The sequence below is a fragment of the Bacteroides sp. OM05-10AA genome (assembly GCF_003439055.1).
Lineage (GTDB): Bacteria > Bacteroidota > Bacteroidia > Bacteroidales > Bacteroidaceae > Bacteroides > Bacteroides intestinigallinarum.
The window spans coordinates 1-17466 of record NZ_QSUR01000064.1 but is presented as its reverse complement, the minus strand read 5'-3'; the positions used below and the strand labels follow the sequence as shown (position 1 = coordinate 17466).

Genomic DNA, 17466 nt, shown 5'->3' with positions numbered 1-17466 from the left:
CGGGACTTACACCCGTTAGATAATGCTCATGCCGAGCGTACAAAGAACTACGGGAGCTCACGAAAGTGCAGTCTCCCGTAGTTTTTTATGTTTATATCATTTATAGTTCTCCCGGCTTTCCCAAGTAATAAGTAATAAGCCGCACTTCTCTCACAGAAAATGCCTTTGTCTTCGGATGAAAGTCAGTAGATAGTATCTCATTCATCAGCGGCTTGCATCTCCGCATCCACCTCCGGAGCTTATTGACTGAAGCACGAATCGTCAAATCAGGAAAATACATCTGGGCCAACTCTTGTTTATTATAACATTTCACTACAAAGTCTGAATGTTCCATTGTTTCTTTATTACTGTTTTATATGCTATAAAGTTACAAAAATTTCAACATATAAACAAAGAAAACTGATATTATTATCCAGTATAATGAGAGTAAAAAAATATCAACGATCTTCACAGACAGTTGATATAGTGGGAAATTCACATCGGCTTTAACCTCCGATGTCAGGGCGTAGATCAGAAATGTACCGTCGTACGATTTCCAATCCACAATGTAGGAGAATCATGCCTTTACAGCATGAAGCTAGGGACCTACATTTTTTTCATCTCACATACGAAACACTCACGTGTTTATTACATCTCAACATTTTATTTTATACCATTTCTTATAATATTCACAACATAATTATCGAAGATTATATAAATGATCAATCACTATAATAGTCTTCACTATCTTTTCCAACCACAAAACAAAACCTTTTAAACAATGCGTAGATTTTAGATTTCATATAAAGTTTCCCTAATACCTCCCAAATAACAAAAGCTTATCTATCCTATTTATCCCATAAATCTAATCTGCTTCATATATCTTTTGCAATTCCAACACTTGATTCTTTATTTGAAATTTAGACAAATACAAATCTCTTGATTTTTCCCCAAAAAGACTCCTACGCTCTTCATTCACGATCAATTCTTTTATCTTTTCTGCAAAAATATTTTTATCAAATGGTAATAAAAAACCATTAACATTATGACAAACGCAATCCCTATTACCTACAACATCTGATGCAATCACAGCCTTTCCCAATGACATCGCTTCAATAATAGAAAGCGGAAGTCCCTCATATAATGAAACAGAAAGATAAAACAAAGATTTTCTAACATACTCCAAACACATCTTATGAGATAACCAAGGTAACAATACAATATTTTTATCTAAATTCCATTCTTCTATTTTCCGTTTTAATTCTGCAAGATCTGGAGAGTGGTATCCTACTCCAAGCCAATAAAATTTTAAGTCAGCATCACTCATTATCACTTCTCTTATCACATCTAATAAAAAAAAGGGATTCTTTTGATAACAAGGACGACCTATATAACAAATAAAACGCTCGTCTTTTATTTTCACATCACTATGCCAGTTAGAAGCATCAGGTACCGCATTTCTCCAAACCAAAGCTTTACTTTCTTTGTAATGGACTATTTCTATACCCATTTTGCGTTCACTTTCCGAACAAGCCAATAAATATGAGTTAAATCGAGAAAGCCGTTCAAGTATCAAATAAAACTGTTTTTTTAAAGGTGAGGGTGAGCATAAAAAAGAAAATGCATGAGGGGTATATACAGTTTTAGTTCTAGTAACAAACCCCGCTAACCGACCTATAAAACCTCCTTTAGCACTATGACAATGAATTACATCAGGTTTGTCATTACGAATAATCTTAATGATCTTGATTAAACATATTAAATCATTCCATAAACTTAATGGACGATAAAGATTAACAGAATATTCCTTCAGCAATTCATCTCCTCTCCTTATCGGTTCATTATTATCACATTTTCCATGTACAATAATAAACTTCAAGGAGCCTTGAGGCATATATGTTAGCGAATTCCGTATATATATGTCCAACCCACCTACTAATTGCCCTATATGCATTATTTTTTTCATATTATTTATAAATATATTCCCAAACCTAACTCTCAATCAAAAATCACTATCTCATTTTATCATCTTTTTTATCATAAAGCAGAATAATAGCCATCTCCTTGAGATACTTAAACCCTCTCCCCCTTAGTAGAAAGTTCGCTGGGATTTAAGCACTTATCTAACTGATATTCATTCACATGGACTTAAAACATATAAGATGATATTCCCTATAATCTCATATAAATATCTATTAGTTTGGCACAGTACAATGATAAAGAATAACTCATTGGGTCAAAATGAGTTAGTATATATTTCTGTATCTCATTTAAATCCAAGCTTTCAAATAATAAAATTGTATCTTTAAGTGCATTCAAATTTCCAGATTCATATACCAAACCATCTTTATTATTAGCAATTTGTTCTGATGCTGCATGTTGTATAGGAACTATAGAAGGAATTCCATACATTTTCATTTCAGCAACAACAAGTCCAAAAGTCTCATGCCAAAGAGATGTAACAATCAAACATTTAGCTCTAAGAATATATTCTTCTTTTTCTTTTCCAACTAACCATCCAGTAAATTTAATTAAAGGAAATTTTTCTTTCAGCTCATCCATCATGCTTCCATCGCCTATAACTATACCTTTCAAACCTAGTAGAGAAATCGCTTCACAAAACAATTCCACCCCCTTATCCTTATCAAGCCTTCCTATATATATATAACAATCATTATTGGATATATTAGCGATTACATTATTCAACTGATTTACCGGATTTTTCAGCAAAAAAAAATTTCTTTTTTTTAAATATGGATTCAACAACTTATTACTGTAGCTTGAGATAGTAATAAATGCTATATCTTCTATCCCCGATATAATTTTTTTTTGAATAATACTTCTTGTAAACCTCCAAATTTTATGAAAATAATTCCGAGAATCACAATTACAAGTTAAACACTGACAAGACATTGGAAACAATCCACACTGTTTGCTAGTCCTATAATTGAATAATCCACCATTAGGACAAATAATAAAATAGTCATGTAATGTAACAAATAGTTTACATCTTTTATATCTACGAATTGCAGCGAAAATAGAAGGGGATAATACTTTACACCAAGTATGAATATGAACAAAAACCTCATCTGATCTTAATCCAATCAATAATTCATAAAGGGAAATATATGCTTTATAATTCCAAAGTCCTTGTATTATGGCTCTAGTTCTACATTTATCCGACAATATATCTATCTGGTCTAAACAGACTATTTTTACTCCTATATTTATCAATTCTCTTTCAATTGGACCAGAACCTGCAAACAAAACCACATTCCAATCAGCTTTCTTTAAACCAATTGCAGTTTCAATTGCAACTCTATTGGCTCCACCATTTATATTGGCACCATCACAAACTATAACAACAGTTTTAGTCATATTATATGAAATTTCAACAATAAATATTTCACTGTTTTTCGGATAAGATAATACATCTGAACCAACGAAATATATTTATAACACCCATTATTTATTGATATTCTTCGTACTTCTTTATCTGTCCCATACAAACTTTTATTACTAACACCAGCTAATGAAAACACACAAACATCACAAGATATTTGTTTGAACTTATAGCCTGACAAATACGCTCTTTGGATCAAATCAAAATCTGCACATAATAAGTAATTAATATTAAAACCACCTAAAGATTTAATAACATCTCGCTTTATAATAAGAGCTTGGTGACAACAAAACATTAAATGCTTAACTATTCTATAAGATTTTGATTTCGGATGGTACTGTTTTTTTTCTAGTTGATCTATATGATTACCATATATAATGTCATAACCATTAGCTTCCTCCAACAGTTCATTCAAACCATTACTCAATAGAACATCATCAGCACCTAAATAATAAATCCATTCTCCCTTTGCCGCTTTCCATCCTTTATTATATGCGTCAAAAATCCCATTATCTTTCTCTGAAATCAATCTTATATGACTATTTTCCTGGATATATGATTCTATTATGCTTAATGTTTTATCAGTTGACATACCATCAACAACTATACATTCATAATTCTCTAAACATTGATTTAAAACACTTGTAATTGCTCTTTGAATATATTTGTCTGCATTATATGTAGCAATTATTATTGATATTTTATATTTCATATTGAATTCATAGTTTTGAGCTTTTTCTCTTTAACAAAAATGCTCCTAATCCATATTTCAAATTCATTATCTGTCATACTTCGAAAAAACGGAGAATAGCATATAGCAATCGTCATCCATAATGATGCATTATTTATGTCTACGTTATTAATATCCTCAATCCACCCAAACATCCATCTAAAGGAAACATATAAAGCTAATAATCTTACATACCAATTATTTGAATTAGTCACACCTCTATATGACGCTCTGAAATAAAGCAAACTATATAAAAAAACACCAATTAATCCAGTCCAAGTAAAAATATTAGGATGAACAAATTCATTCTGAAACCGTTCTCTCTTCTGTTTACTAGCCATCTCAAAATCAAAAAAATTCGAGTCATTTCCACGAGCTGGAGTTCTCCCCCAAAGAACATAATCATTTTTTAATGCAGAATCTATTATCTCAATATATAAAAATGTTCTTGTATCCTTAATATACTCTCCATCTACAGTCCCCTTATCATTCAAATATTCATCAACCCGAAAAACATTAAAAACACCCGACATCCCTAACAATAATAAAATAAAAGGAATAATATACATCATATGATGCAGCAACAATAAAACTCTATTAGACAAAATTTTCTTGAAGAAGCACCCTGTACAAAATAATAGTGTAACAACAGCTTTTATAGTCTGACTTCTTGCAGTAAAATCAATAAAAACCATCAACACCAACAACACTAATATTATCAATCTCCACTTAGTCGGAATCAAAGGAAGGAAACACCCAATAAAAAAAACAGGACCTAATATAAAGCTATAGACATTATTGTTATATATAAATAACGTGTATACAATAAAGCAAATAAAAATAACCTTAAACCAGAAATTTAAAATATCTCTATTTATTTGCGGATTATAGAATACCAACATAAAAGTTGGTATTAACAAAGACATTGAATACATAAAAAGAGCTTTATATTCCCAATAATTATCCGCAATACATAGTCCCCTAATACAACAAATGGCTACCCAAAAAAAATATAATTTTAAAATATAATCATTCCCAAATATATGCTTAACATTTTTTCTATATTTACATTTATAATAATAGAATAAAGTAACTAATGTTATAAAAGAAAGAAACATATAAAGAGGAACAGAAGAAAGCGTATTAACATCATCCACCGGAAAAGCCTCAATCGTAAGCAATCCTATAATAGCAGACAAAATAAAATTCCGTTTCATTCTCATACAATTAGTTTATTCATTCACACTATTTTCCTAAACATTCGAAAAAGAGCAATAATAAAAGATCTAGAGAAAAAAGTTTGAATAGTATAAAGTAGTATTGACTTGATCCTAAATACATATTGTCTATGCAAAATAAAACAAACCTTATACTCCGTTACATTCTTAAAGCCCATAGGTTTAATAAAACTTTTGTCACTAAAATACAACTCTGGCACTCTTCCAAATTGAGACGGATCCAAATGAGGAAGAATCCCCTCCTTCTTTGAAAGCAAACTTAATATTGACTGATCTTCTCTATGAGAAATAAATTCTCTACAATTTTTAGTTTCATTACAATTGCTAGGAGATATTAATTCAAAATCACAAGCATACTCTAACCATTTTGAAACAAATTCCATTGATCTCCTACTTTTACGTACACAAAAAAAAGTTGCTTGAATTTGATATGAATTCCTATATATATCATTTTCACATTGCATAGCAACAAAAGTAGATTCCTTTGTAAACTGTTTTTCTAATAAAGGAATTTCTGATACCCAAATATCACCTTTCATTACAGTAAGGATATTTCGTATATCCCGTATAAATATAGAAGCTGAATCACAATAAAACAAATAATCTCCTTCATCTATTTGTTTCAATGCTTTCAATATAAAATAAGGTTTCCATAACCATAAACCGCATCCACGATCAAAAGAAAGAATTCTCTTATGATCTGTATAAAAAGTATAATCTATATCACTCGGAGAATATTCAAGAACCTTATCTACTTTTCCAAATTTATAAGCGGACCACGTATTCAAATACTGCGCTTTCCTATACTTTTCATTAGCAAAATTTACTACATATATCATAAATTCTGTTTTTTATTATAGACACAAACCTATACAGCATCGGAGATATATAGAAAAACTTACATTTTTTATCTCTATAAACACGATAATCTTTTTTATAAATACTCTTGAAAACTAACAAATATTTATTTTTCACATTTTTTGAGCCATAACAATAACATTGTAAAAACACATTTAACAAAGCAGGTATTAATAAGGATATATCAATTTTTTTTTCTATACAATATTGATATAAATGAAGATGAGCTTCCAAATCCCCAACAATGTAATTATCATCTATATTTAATCTAAATGATGAATTATTATTTCTTAAGCTATAATTATAAAGCCTCTCTGATGTGTAAACAATTTTACTACATCTGTCAAATAAACTCGGCATTATATACAAATCTTCACCAAAGCAAATAGCTTCCGGAAATTTAATATCATCAAACAAATTCCTTTTATATAATTTATTCCACGATACATTAACATCATACAAATTTGATAGTTTTGAAAAGTCAATTATTCCATTTTCAAAAATAGAAATAGCCTTATCAATCCACTTATCTTCATACCAATCGCTAACCACTTGACGACTGCAAATACACATATCACAATCATACTTCACCAAAAGTGAATACATACGTTCTAACATCACTGGCTTTATTGTATCATCAGCATCAACAAAAGCTAAATAAGCTCCTCTTGCAATAGAAATTCCAAAATTTCTAGATGAAGATACCCCTCCATTCTCCTTATACACATAGTGAACTCGTTTATCAATCTCCACAAACCGCTTAGCTATTACTGGACTTTTATCTGTAGAACCATCATCTACCAAAATAATTTCAATATTTTTATAAGTCTGCCTAAGTACCGAATCTATGCAATCATACAGATACCCTTCAGCATTATAAACAGGAATTATTACACTGATCAAACCTGATTTATCCATGCTTATCCCTTTTGGCTCATAAAGAAACCATAATTTGTTAGCTCATTTAAAGAATTATACTCTCTAAATATTTGTTTCCAATTTAACTTTAAAAACAGATTCCTTTCCAAGATATCACACAATTTTTGGGGATTATACACAGCATTCAAATCCAATGATATTAGATCCGGGCATGTATAAGGAGTTGCATCAATCATTTCCCTTACATCAGTAAAATTTTCATATGCAATAAAAAATAAATAATCAATTAAAAAATAATCTATCAAAGCATTATTTTCTTTCCAATAACACATAAAAGCATCATAAACAAAACAAAATAATTTATTACTCTTAGCTCCTCCTAAACAATTCACCGCCCACCTATTATTACTAATATAAGCCTCGTTAGAAATCATATTTTTAGGAGAATAAAAAACAAGATCATTTATGTTAATAGGTTGAGTAACCCAATATGTGGCATCAAGCCATAACCCTCCATGTGTTTTTAAAAGAGCGATCCTTAATATATCACTTAAATGTGTTATAGACATTTTACCACCATTCACTAAATCTATAATAAAATCTGGTAAAGAAACAAACTCGTTATAATTATACTTTGTAATCAAAATCAAAGGATGCCCATTTGTTTTAGACAACAATAATTTATAACATTGACTCACTAAAGGAGGCATATCATCCTTACCTTGCCACCAACAAACCCAAATGTTATCACTCGCCTTTATTACATCTAAATTGTTTGGCTTAGTTCTATATTCTTCAACAACAGAAGCTATTATTTTTCTAACATACAGAACAACAGCCTCATGTGATAAATTGGTATACCCCCCCCTCCGAAAAAGAGTTTTCAGTAAAGGGCAAATTCGAAGTCTTATAACAGTAGAGAAGTTAAAGTATTTCATCAAATACCAAATACTCTTATAATATACAACAATAGAGTCTAATTTCATAATATCCCATATTATTTTCCTATAAACCATCTATAAATAGTAGTACGCACACTCAACTATAAATATTTCAACAGTAGCATAAAAAAAATTATCCCTAATTAGCGATCAATAAAAATCACATAAAATCACATAGTCTCCCCAATAACAATAGTCTTCAAATTGAAAACACGTAAATCCTTCAGTACTACTTATCCCATACACCCAAAGCAGTATTTTTAATTATTTTATTTACTTGTATATATTGTACCATTGCCCATAGCAAAGAAGGTAATGTTAAATATATAATTACTCCTTCTGCACCAAAATTTCGTCCAAAGAATAAAGCAAGTGGAATATATACAATAGCACCAACGGAAGAAAAAATCAATTGCAAATATACTTTACCTGTTCCATTTTGAATAGTAGTATGGATACTTCCCCATAACCCTATTACTACATAAATTGCTATAACAATAATCATTGATAAATGTATTGCAACTTTATCACCTAACCAAAAACTAAAAATAATCGGATGCACTAATACCATAATAATTATTAATAATGTAGATATATAAAACATAAGTTTCAGTTTATCATACACATTCTTCATCCACAAAAAGTCTTTTCTTGAGTAAGCATCAGTATAAGCAGACCACAATGGAGCTAACACTATTCCAGAAAGCATTAATGCACAACTAAAATATTTATATATTACATTATATTCTGTCACATACGACGGACTTGAAACATTAGAAATAATAATATTAATAGTTTGATAATATATAATTGCATTAATCTGTATAATAAAAAATTTTAATCCTAATCCAAGAATATCTTTTATACATTTATTGCTAAAACATTTAAAACTCGGTTTTAAATATGGAAATTTCAAATAAAAAACCCAAAGATATGCAAGTATATATATAACTATTGGAGAACAACTCACAACAATCGCTAGATTTATTAATGAAGGAGCTGTAGTGATAGTAAGAAAGAAAGTTAATATCAATACCAATAGTTGTCCCAATGTATCTATTAATGAAGAAATTGCGTTAAATTGGAGTGCTAACAATACATTAGATTGAACCTTTAATACCATCGTCAAACAAAAACCGATACTAACAATCCTCATAGTTGTGACAATTTCAGATTTCATATCACCACTAATATTCAATAAAGAATCCCAAGGTACAAATGGAATAACATAATATAATATCAAAGATAATAAGAAAAAAATCACCAACATATACAGATAGGTTGTACTGACATATTGTCTAGCTTTATTTCTATTGGCATGTGCCAAACATTCCGTCACTTTATTTCTCAATCCATTTCCTAATCCAATATCAAAAAAACTAATCCAATTGATTATTGTTGCAAGAGTTAACCATATTCCATAAATTTCATTATTTATATAACCTATCGTTAATGGTATCAACAATAAAGATATCAAAATATTTACTCCTTTTATAACGACTGAACCAGCTATATTCCTTTTAACTACTATAGACCTTTCAGATCCCTTATTCAAAATATCTTTTAAATTTATCCTCATTAGAGTTTCTTATCTATTTAAGCATAAAACTATACCAATGTTCGCCTCTAAATTTATCAATAAGACTCAAACAATTGTCCTGATATAACAACAGTTGTTTTTTATCCATTCGATAGAATTCATAAAATCCATCAGCCATATCTTGAATATTTTTATATTTTGCCAAGTACCCCGTTTTTTGAGGAATGACTAGATCTAGTGCTACACCGATTGGAAAAGAAACGACGGGTCTTCCACACGCAATTGAATAATTAACAGTATAAGGACCTGAATCATCAAGAGAAGGAGATGCAAAAATATCACAAGCATAATAAGCAGAATATAATCCCTTCTTATCTAAATACCCAGTTAAAATAACATTAATCCTGTCATCAATAAAAGGTAGATCACTGCCATTCCCTAATAATAGAAGGGTTATTCTTTTATTTTCATCTATTTTACAAGCTAACAAATTTAATGCCCCAACTAATTCAAGCACTCCCTTTCTTTTATCACTAATATTTGTCACAGCAGCCATTATAGCAAAATCAGTTATATTAATATTAAAAGTTTTTCGTGCACTCTCTTTTTCCAAAACAAAAGGTATTGTTGGCGTCCCCACCAATCTATGCATTGATTTATTCTTAAGATAAGGAACTAACTTTGCACGATTTAAATCATAAGAAGTAGCAACAATATGCATAGGCATATTACTCCAATATCGCATTTTGTTTTTATAGGTCCTCACTGCAATCTTTTTATTCAAAGATAACGAGGGGCAGTCCATACATCCGATCATATAATTAGTACACTCGAAAGGATAATGACAACCTCCAGCAATTACAAACTCATCAATCATTGATATTATAATGGAAGTGCCAGTTTTACAATATAAATCAAAAATCGTTTTTGGAGATAGGAAATAATCATACCAACCTATTAAAATATAATCAGGAATAAATGGACATTTTTGAAGAATATCATCAGCTGACACATAAGCCTTTCCCTTGCTCATAAAACAATAGTTCTTTTTTTTATTTATAAACAAGAACAACCTATTAAAAAAATAAACTTTTAACTTGAATAGTATATAACTTATTGTATTTTTACGTATTACATCAACAAAAAAGTTTTTTGTAGATATTCTAGTTCTTATTAATGATAATTCAAATATATTAAATCCTATATCCTGAAGTTCTTTTGCAGAAGTCCATACAACTCCTCCTCCTCTTGAATCGTCATAATTTAAAACCAATACATTTTGAGGCATATTTAAATACTAGCAATTATGTTAACTATACTTTCAATATCCTCTTTTGTCAACTCATAAAACATAGGAAGACGAACTAAGCAATCAGAGAATTTATCACTATTAACTAATTCACGGCCATCATGTTTGTCTATATAATAATGACTTTTATGTAAACTCAAATAATGAAAAACTGATAAAATATCATGTTCTTTTAACTTATTAATCAATTTTCCCCTTTCGTTAAGATTCTGGCAAACCAAATAAAACATATGAGCATTATTAGTTGCAAAGTCTGGAATATTTGGCAATGAGAAACAACCTTGTTCCGCTAAAGGTTGTAACAATTTATAGTATTCATTCCATAGTTCTTTTCTCTTATTTTGAATCATGTCGAGATGTTCAATTTGTGCCCACAGAAAAGCTGCTATTATTTCAGAAGGTAAAAAAGAACTACCAGTATCTACCCAACCATATTTATTAACTTCACCTCGAAAAAATTCAGCTCGATTTGTTCCCTTCTCCCATATAATTTCAGCCCTATGGATGAAATTCTCATCATTAATAGCTAACAATCCTCCTTCACCAGAAATAATATTTTTTGTTTCATGAAAAGAAAACGCTGCCATATGTCCAATACTTCCAAGTGGACGTTCTTTATAATATGAGTCAATAGCCTGTGCAGCATCCTCAACAACAATAATATTATGAGAATTAGCAATCTTCATTATTTTATCCATATCACAAGCAATCCCAGCGTAATGTACTGGTACAATAACTTTTGTCTTATCAGTTATTAATGACTCTAGTTGTTCTGGATCAATATTGGGATTATCAGAATAACTATCGGCAAAAACAATTTTTGCTCCTTGCCTTACAAAAGCCAAAGCTGATGATACAAATGTATAGGAGGGAACTATAACTTCATCCCCAGGTTCAACACCACACAAAATTGCACACATTTCAAGCGCATCTGTGCAAGAAGTAGTCAATAAACATTTCTTAAATCCATATCTTAATTCAAAATAAGATTGACATTTTTTTGTAAAGAAACCATTACCTGAAAGTTTGCCTGCATAAACTGCCTTATATATATAATGAGCTTCTTTGCCAGTAAGAAATGGTTTGTTAAATGGAATCATAATACTTATTACTTTAATAATACAATAGTTATTCTTATCATCTCTATAATATCACACAAAAGCAAGCTTTACTAATATAAAACAATACTATCTACGTAAGTAAAACTTATTTATATATCTTGTTGCTATAAAATAATCTATATATTTCATAGTTAAAAGTTACAGAACTTTTAACTATGAAATCCTATTTACAATTATCAGGATTTATCCATACATGGATAACTGTCGTTTCCATAAATTTTTCAAATTGATTTTTCATATAAAAAGAACATGCTCTGTCATTTTCTTTTTGAGTAGCAACAGACAAACTTTGTGACTTTGCATTATACGCATAATATTTGCATGCTCTTACCAATGCTGTTCCAATCCCTTTCTTACGATATTCAGGATCAGAAGCTATAAGTCCTATCTTAGACTCCTCTTTATCAATCTTCAGTGTAATAAATCCTATTATTTTATTTTGCTTCCTATAAACTAATACCTTATCAGCAATAGTATGGTTCACAGAATTATTAATCCAAGTTCTATATAAACGCTCAAAATCTCCCTTAGTAAAATTTTTATCTATACGATAACGAGATTTTGCTCCTGCTTGCATAGCTAAATTATATAATAATTCAGAAGGTCCATTATATTCTGATATATGATAATCTAAATCATTATCAGTTATAGATTTTGTTTTATAAATGACTTTATTATCAACAAGAATATGATTATAACCATTCAACAAACTGAAGGATATGGACACCCCTTCCTCAATAAACAGATAGATAAGCTCAACTCCTATCTCCTCACATTCAAATAGAGTCCGTTTCAAAAAATTGTCATCACTTTTTCTTAAAATAACAGAAGCTATTTTTTTGTGAAAAAATTCAGAATCCCAATTCAATATTTTAAATTCATTATTCATATTTAAGTAGCTAACTATCTTCGATTCTATATTCAAGACTAACACAATATAACTAATACGTCACATTTAATCTATTTCTAATTTAAAGCTCTCATATAAAATACCTAATACGCATTCTTTTCTCCCATAACTGCATTTGCTATAGTTTTATAAATGATATATATATCAAGCAATATTGTCCAATGCTCCATATACCAAATATCAGCCTTCACACGCTCCTCCATCTGTGAGAGTTCTTTCGTTTCACCACGAAAACCATGTATTTGAGCCCAACCTGTCACCCCAGGTTTTATAAAGTGCCGTACCATATATTTATCAATCAAACGGGCATAAGTCTCCGTATGAGCCAGCATGTGAGGACGGGGACCTACTATTGACATCTCACCCTTAAAAACATTGATAAACTGAGGAAGTTCATCTATATTAGAACGACGAAGAAAATCTCCAAAACGGGTTTTACGGGGATCATCAGCCGTAGCCTGTTTTCTATCAGCCTCATCGTTCACTTTCATAGAACGGAATTTGTAACATATAAAATCCACACCATTCAAACCTGTACGCATTTGTTTAAAAAGTATAGGACCGGGAGAAGTTAACTTTATGATACTTCCTACTATCAGATAAACAATAGGAAAAATTGTAACTAGAAAAATACTAGAGAAAACAATATCAAATATCCGTTTTAATATACGGTTCTCCATCTTACCCAAAGGTTCATAACGTAAATTCAAAATAGGCATATTGCCAACCATACTGTGCCAGATACGACGAGGAAAACCTTTGCAAACATTAGGAACACCATGAAAATAAAGAAGGTGATTCTCACAATAATTCATGATAGAAAAATTATAACGCCCCTCCTCCATTGACAAAGAACAAAAAACATGCTTAATTCCTGGGTGTGTGGACATAAAATTTGAGAAACTGTCAGGATTACCCAGATAAGAACATTGAGAGGAAAGGGCATCATTCGGTTTTATATCAAAATAACCTACAACCTCATAAATGGAAGATGCTAAAGAACTCTCCATCTCCTCATACAGCATCTGCATATTATTACTTCCACCTATAAAAATAGCATAGCGTCTATGCTTACCCTTTGCACAATAGATTATCAGGAAATGACGGATAGTAATACGATAAATACTTAAAATGACAAAGAGAAAAGAAAAATAAGCAACAAAAAAAAGAGGAGAAGATATAGAGATTCCACTAAAAGTCATGATACATGCCCAAAAGATAGAAAAAGCTATAATATTCTTCAACACACGCAATACAAGCTGATCAGGTCGGATTCCCCGACTATCCCAAACCCTTCCGCGAGATCTAGAACAAGCCAGATAACAGAGGCTTAACGAGGTCATCATAAAAGAGACAGTACAGGAAAAAGGTAAATATATAAACACCTTCTTCCAGAAAAAAAGAAGTATAAACAAACACAAATTCAGAATGATCAGATCTCCCAATACTGCAATAGACTCTACAACTTTATTTATCTGATTAGTTGACGCCATAGACTTCACTTATGGATATATTAAGCACGAATTTCTTCAAACTTATTCAGAAAGTCTTTTCCGAATAAATTCCAAAATATAACAATACAAACAGAAAGAAAGACAAATGCCAAAACATATATTTTTCTACTGGTTCCCGAAGGCTCTAATGGTACAACTGCGGGCTCTACTATGGCGAATATAGGCTTCTCTTCCTGAACTTTGGCCCTAGCAATTTGAAGCTGACTGGCAACCTGGCTATAGACTTGGTAAGCAAGGCTCACATCATTCTGCAAACGCTCCTGTTCGGCACGAACACTCTGCAAAATGATATTATCATGGGAATCCAGATAATCGGCATATTTCTGCTGGGTGGCATAATATTCCTGCCGCCGTTCTTTAAAAAGCTTTTCTAAATAAAGACAATCCTCTTTTGCCTTGAAAGTACGGTAGTCTATAATATATTCCTGTAATTTTTTCACTACGGAATCGGCAACAACTGCAGCAACTTTAGGATTCTGAAAAGTTGCAGTGACGGAAGTCATGGAAGTTTTCTTGTCTACATAGGCAGTTATCATTTTCTTCAAAGTCTCAATTTTCTTTAATTCCTTCTTTGAAAGTTCAATTGTACCCAGACCTGTTTTATCAGAAGATACGGGTTCATCTTCTTCAGCAAACAGTGACTTTATTCCACCTATTATCATATTAGGAAACCCGATTACATAACTCCACCAAGGAGATGTTTCTTCATCCAGATAAGTATCCAATGTCATAACTTCATTTTTCGATACCAATATTTCCATTGTAGAAAGTTCCAATAAAAAAGGAGTAGAAGAAACAATATCCGGTGACAAAGAAGCATTCAATGCATCACTGCCATCAGCCATAGTAACTCCACTTCCTAAAAAAGAAGCAGCTAAACCAGATAAACCGCCTTCTTTACTATTACCCATTTCAGGAGAAAGAGTGACTTCAACCGTATACTTTTTAGGAATACTTACCGCAATGATAAATCCAATCACCAATCCAATGCCGGCTGCTTTATAGATCTTCTTACGAATACCTATTATCTTACGAAGAAGATCCATCAGATCAAATTCGTTCTCTTCATCCGAATAAATATCCTGTTTCATTTCCTTTTCAGATGTTTGTTCTATCAGAATAGCCATAAGAAGTATTCGTTATTTCTTGATTAAATTAGCAATAGAAGCAACCATCATTCCCAAAGTGCTGAATGTAGTAGCGTAACCTAGAATATTACCCATATTAGTTTTTTTCTTAGCTTTACTAGGCACAATTATCTCACATCCCGGTTCGATCTGTTTCTTACCACTACCTTTCACTTTAGTTACCTGGCCGTTCATATAAACTATAAATTTCTTACTCTTCTTTGCATTTTCAGAATAACCACCGGCTTGATTCAGATAATAATCTATATTCTCACCCTCTATATATGAAACTGTATTCGGAACCATTACGGCACCATTGATCGTTACTGTATTATTATTTTTCGGAATAGAAATCACATCACCTTCACGCAAGACAATATCTGCTGTACTTCCAGGATTAGCCAATGCCTTTTCCAAGTCAATACCAACACTAAAGGTATCTTCCACACGAACACCCAAAGAGTCCATCATAGCCTCACCCAACTGTCGACTCATCAAGCGGATCACATCACCCATACGTTTCTTTTCACTTGCATTGGCCACACGAGTCAATTTGGCACCACGTAAGTAGGCATAATTCGTTGCACCTCCAGCTTTATTGATTAAGTCCGAAAGACGTTCTTCACGACTGGTCATTGCATAAGAGCCTCCGAACAGTATTTCACCTTCAACAACCACATTCTGTTGGGCCTGATAACCCGGACTACGACGTACATAAACTTCATCGTAAGGTTGAAGGACAAAGCCGGGAGTTCCATCTACAATAAAACCTTCTTTTAGGGAGAATGTATATATCTGACCGATAGTATCGTTATCTACTGTACTACGAGGATTCTTAATTCTACGGGATACATCTACACGAACTACAGAAGCGGCTTCACGCAAGCCACCCGCCTGAATAATCAAGTCTTCAAGGGTCATGTTATCCGCATAAGGATAAGAATCAGGTTTGGCTACTTCACCGTGGATTACGACGTTGCCTCTGTCTTCCAAGTCATGAATACTAGGAATATAAAGGATATCGTTTTTCATCAGGATGATGTTTTGGGAAGTACCGTCCATGATAGCTTTAATGTCTACTGGAACAACTTCGGTAGTCAAGTCCTCACGCTGGCGGTAAAGAACGGCACGGTTCAAGAAAGCATCACCGGTCAGGCCTTGGGCTTCGTTTACCAGTTCACGGACAGTATTCAGTTTTCCATTCAACTGGTAGATGCCGGGACGATAAACGGCTCCACGGATTTCAAGCTTGTTGATGAAGCGGTTAAGGATGGCTTCAGCGGTCACAACATCACCGTTTCGCATTTTATAGACACTATAGTCAAGGTCTTTGACTGTGTTTACTTCATATTCCTGTCCGTTCTGGCGTACGACACGTAAGGAACGGGTGTAGGCGTCGGCTTCAAAGCCACCGGCATAACTGATAAGAGTGGATAGACTCTCATCCTTTTTCATTTCGAAACGCATTGGACGTTTCACTTTTCCGTCGATCTTAACCAATACGTCATAGGCAGGGACTATTACTACATCGCCTTCCTGAAGCCGGATGTCATCCTGAATGTTTCCTTTCATGATAAATTGGTAGACGTCGATCGTGGCGATATTTTTGCCGTTACGTACCAGCTGTACATTGCGAAGGCTTCCTATGTCACTGACTCCACCCGCACGGTAAAGTGCATGGAAGACTGTAGCAAAAGAAGAGAGGGAGTAAGTACCCGGTTGGACAACCTCACCCATTACATTGATCTGAATAGTACGTATGCTGCCCAAAGTCAGACGGATGTCAGAGGTGGGATCATTCGTATTATTAAGACCATTATATATCTTGTTTAATGTCTTTTTGAGATAGTCGTTGGCTTCAGCAATAGTCAGTCCGTTCAGGTTGACAGGACCTATTTTCTGAATGTTGATCGTGCC

Annotated in this window: 15 protein-coding genes; all 15 read right to left on the bottom strand. The window is 32.1% G+C overall.

Annotated elements, in window-relative coordinates; translation table 11 throughout:
• Window positions 1-100: 100 nt before the first annotated feature.
• A complete protein-coding gene (locus tag DXB58_RS26610) occupies window positions 101-334 on the bottom strand; it encodes a DUF4248 domain-containing protein (RefSeq protein ID WP_004296628.1) in 234 nt (77 codons plus the stop codon).
• Between the two features lie 510 nt (window positions 335-844).
• On the bottom strand, window positions 845-1945 hold the full coding sequence (locus tag DXB58_RS26605) for a glycosyltransferase (RefSeq protein ID WP_233527374.1): 1101 nt from the start codon (window positions 1943-1945) through the stop codon (window positions 845-847).
• Window positions 1946-2151: 206 nt separating this feature from the next.
• Window positions 2152-3357 carry a glycosyltransferase family 4 protein gene (locus DXB58_RS26600; RefSeq protein WP_122138793.1) on the bottom strand — a complete coding sequence of 402 codons (1206 nt, stop codon included), beginning with the start codon at window positions 3355-3357 and terminating at the stop codon, window positions 2152-2154.
• Complete coding sequence (locus DXB58_RS26595; protein ID WP_122138792.1) at window positions 3354-4094, bottom strand: glycosyltransferase family 2 protein; 741 nt, start codon at window positions 4092-4094, stop codon at window positions 3354-3356. The genes DXB58_RS26600 and DXB58_RS26595 overlap by 4 nt, the downstream gene beginning before the upstream one ends.
• Complete coding sequence (locus DXB58_RS26590; protein WP_122138791.1) at window positions 4091-5335, bottom strand: hypothetical protein; 1245 nt, start codon at window positions 5333-5335, stop codon at window positions 4091-4093. Before DXB58_RS26590 ends, DXB58_RS26595 begins: the two co-directional genes overlap by 4 nt.
• A gap of 17 nt (window positions 5336-5352) precedes the next feature.
• Window positions 5353-6189, bottom strand: coding sequence for a hypothetical protein (locus tag DXB58_RS26585; RefSeq protein WP_122138790.1), 837 nt, complete (start codon window positions 6187-6189; stop codon window positions 5353-5355).
• Window positions 6164-7126 (bottom strand): glycosyltransferase family 2 protein, encoded by a 963-nt coding sequence (locus tag DXB58_RS26580; RefSeq protein ID WP_122138789.1) that lies wholly within the window; start codon window positions 7124-7126, stop codon window positions 6164-6166. Before DXB58_RS26580 ends, DXB58_RS26585 begins: the two co-directional genes overlap by 26 nt.
• A 2-nt stretch (window positions 7127-7128) precedes the next feature.
• Window positions 7129-8073: a capsular polysaccharide synthesis protein gene (locus DXB58_RS26575; protein ID WP_158571591.1), complete on the bottom strand. Its 945-nt coding sequence runs from the start codon at window positions 8071-8073 to the stop codon at window positions 7129-7131.
• A 184-nt stretch (window positions 8074-8257) separates the two neighbouring features.
• Window positions 8258-9607: a lipopolysaccharide biosynthesis protein gene (locus tag DXB58_RS26570; protein ID WP_008025427.1), complete on the bottom strand. Its 1350-nt coding sequence runs from the start codon at window positions 9605-9607 to the stop codon at window positions 8258-8260.
• Between the two features lie 13 nt (window positions 9608-9620).
• Window positions 9621-10856 carry a glycosyltransferase gene (locus DXB58_RS26565; RefSeq protein ID WP_122138787.1) on the bottom strand — a complete coding sequence of 412 codons (1236 nt, stop codon included), beginning with the start codon at window positions 10854-10856 and terminating at the stop codon, window positions 9621-9623.
• Window positions 10857-10858: 2 nt separating this feature from the next.
• On the bottom strand, window positions 10859-11977 hold the full coding sequence (gene rffA, locus DXB58_RS26560; RefSeq protein WP_008025434.1) for a dTDP-4-amino-4,6-dideoxygalactose transaminase: 1119 nt from the start codon (window positions 11975-11977) through the stop codon (window positions 10859-10861).
• 184 nt (window positions 11978-12161) lie between these two features.
• On the bottom strand, window positions 12162-12887 hold the full coding sequence (locus DXB58_RS26555; protein ID WP_122138786.1) for a GNAT family N-acetyltransferase: 726 nt from the start codon (window positions 12885-12887) through the stop codon (window positions 12162-12164).
• A gap of 104 nt (window positions 12888-12991) precedes the next feature.
• Window positions 12992-14401: an undecaprenyl-phosphate glucose phosphotransferase gene (locus tag DXB58_RS26550; RefSeq protein ID WP_008025439.1), complete on the bottom strand. Its 1410-nt coding sequence runs from the start codon at window positions 14399-14401 to the stop codon at window positions 12992-12994.
• 20 nt (window positions 14402-14421) lie between these two features.
• A complete protein-coding gene (locus DXB58_RS26545; protein WP_122138785.1) occupies window positions 14422-15549 on the bottom strand; it encodes a chain-length determining protein in 1128 nt (375 codons plus the stop codon).
• A gap of 12 nt (window positions 15550-15561) precedes the next feature.
• A partial coding sequence (locus DXB58_RS26540; RefSeq protein WP_122138784.1) for an SLBB domain-containing protein occupies window positions 15562-17466 on the bottom strand: 1905 nt, incomplete at its 5' end.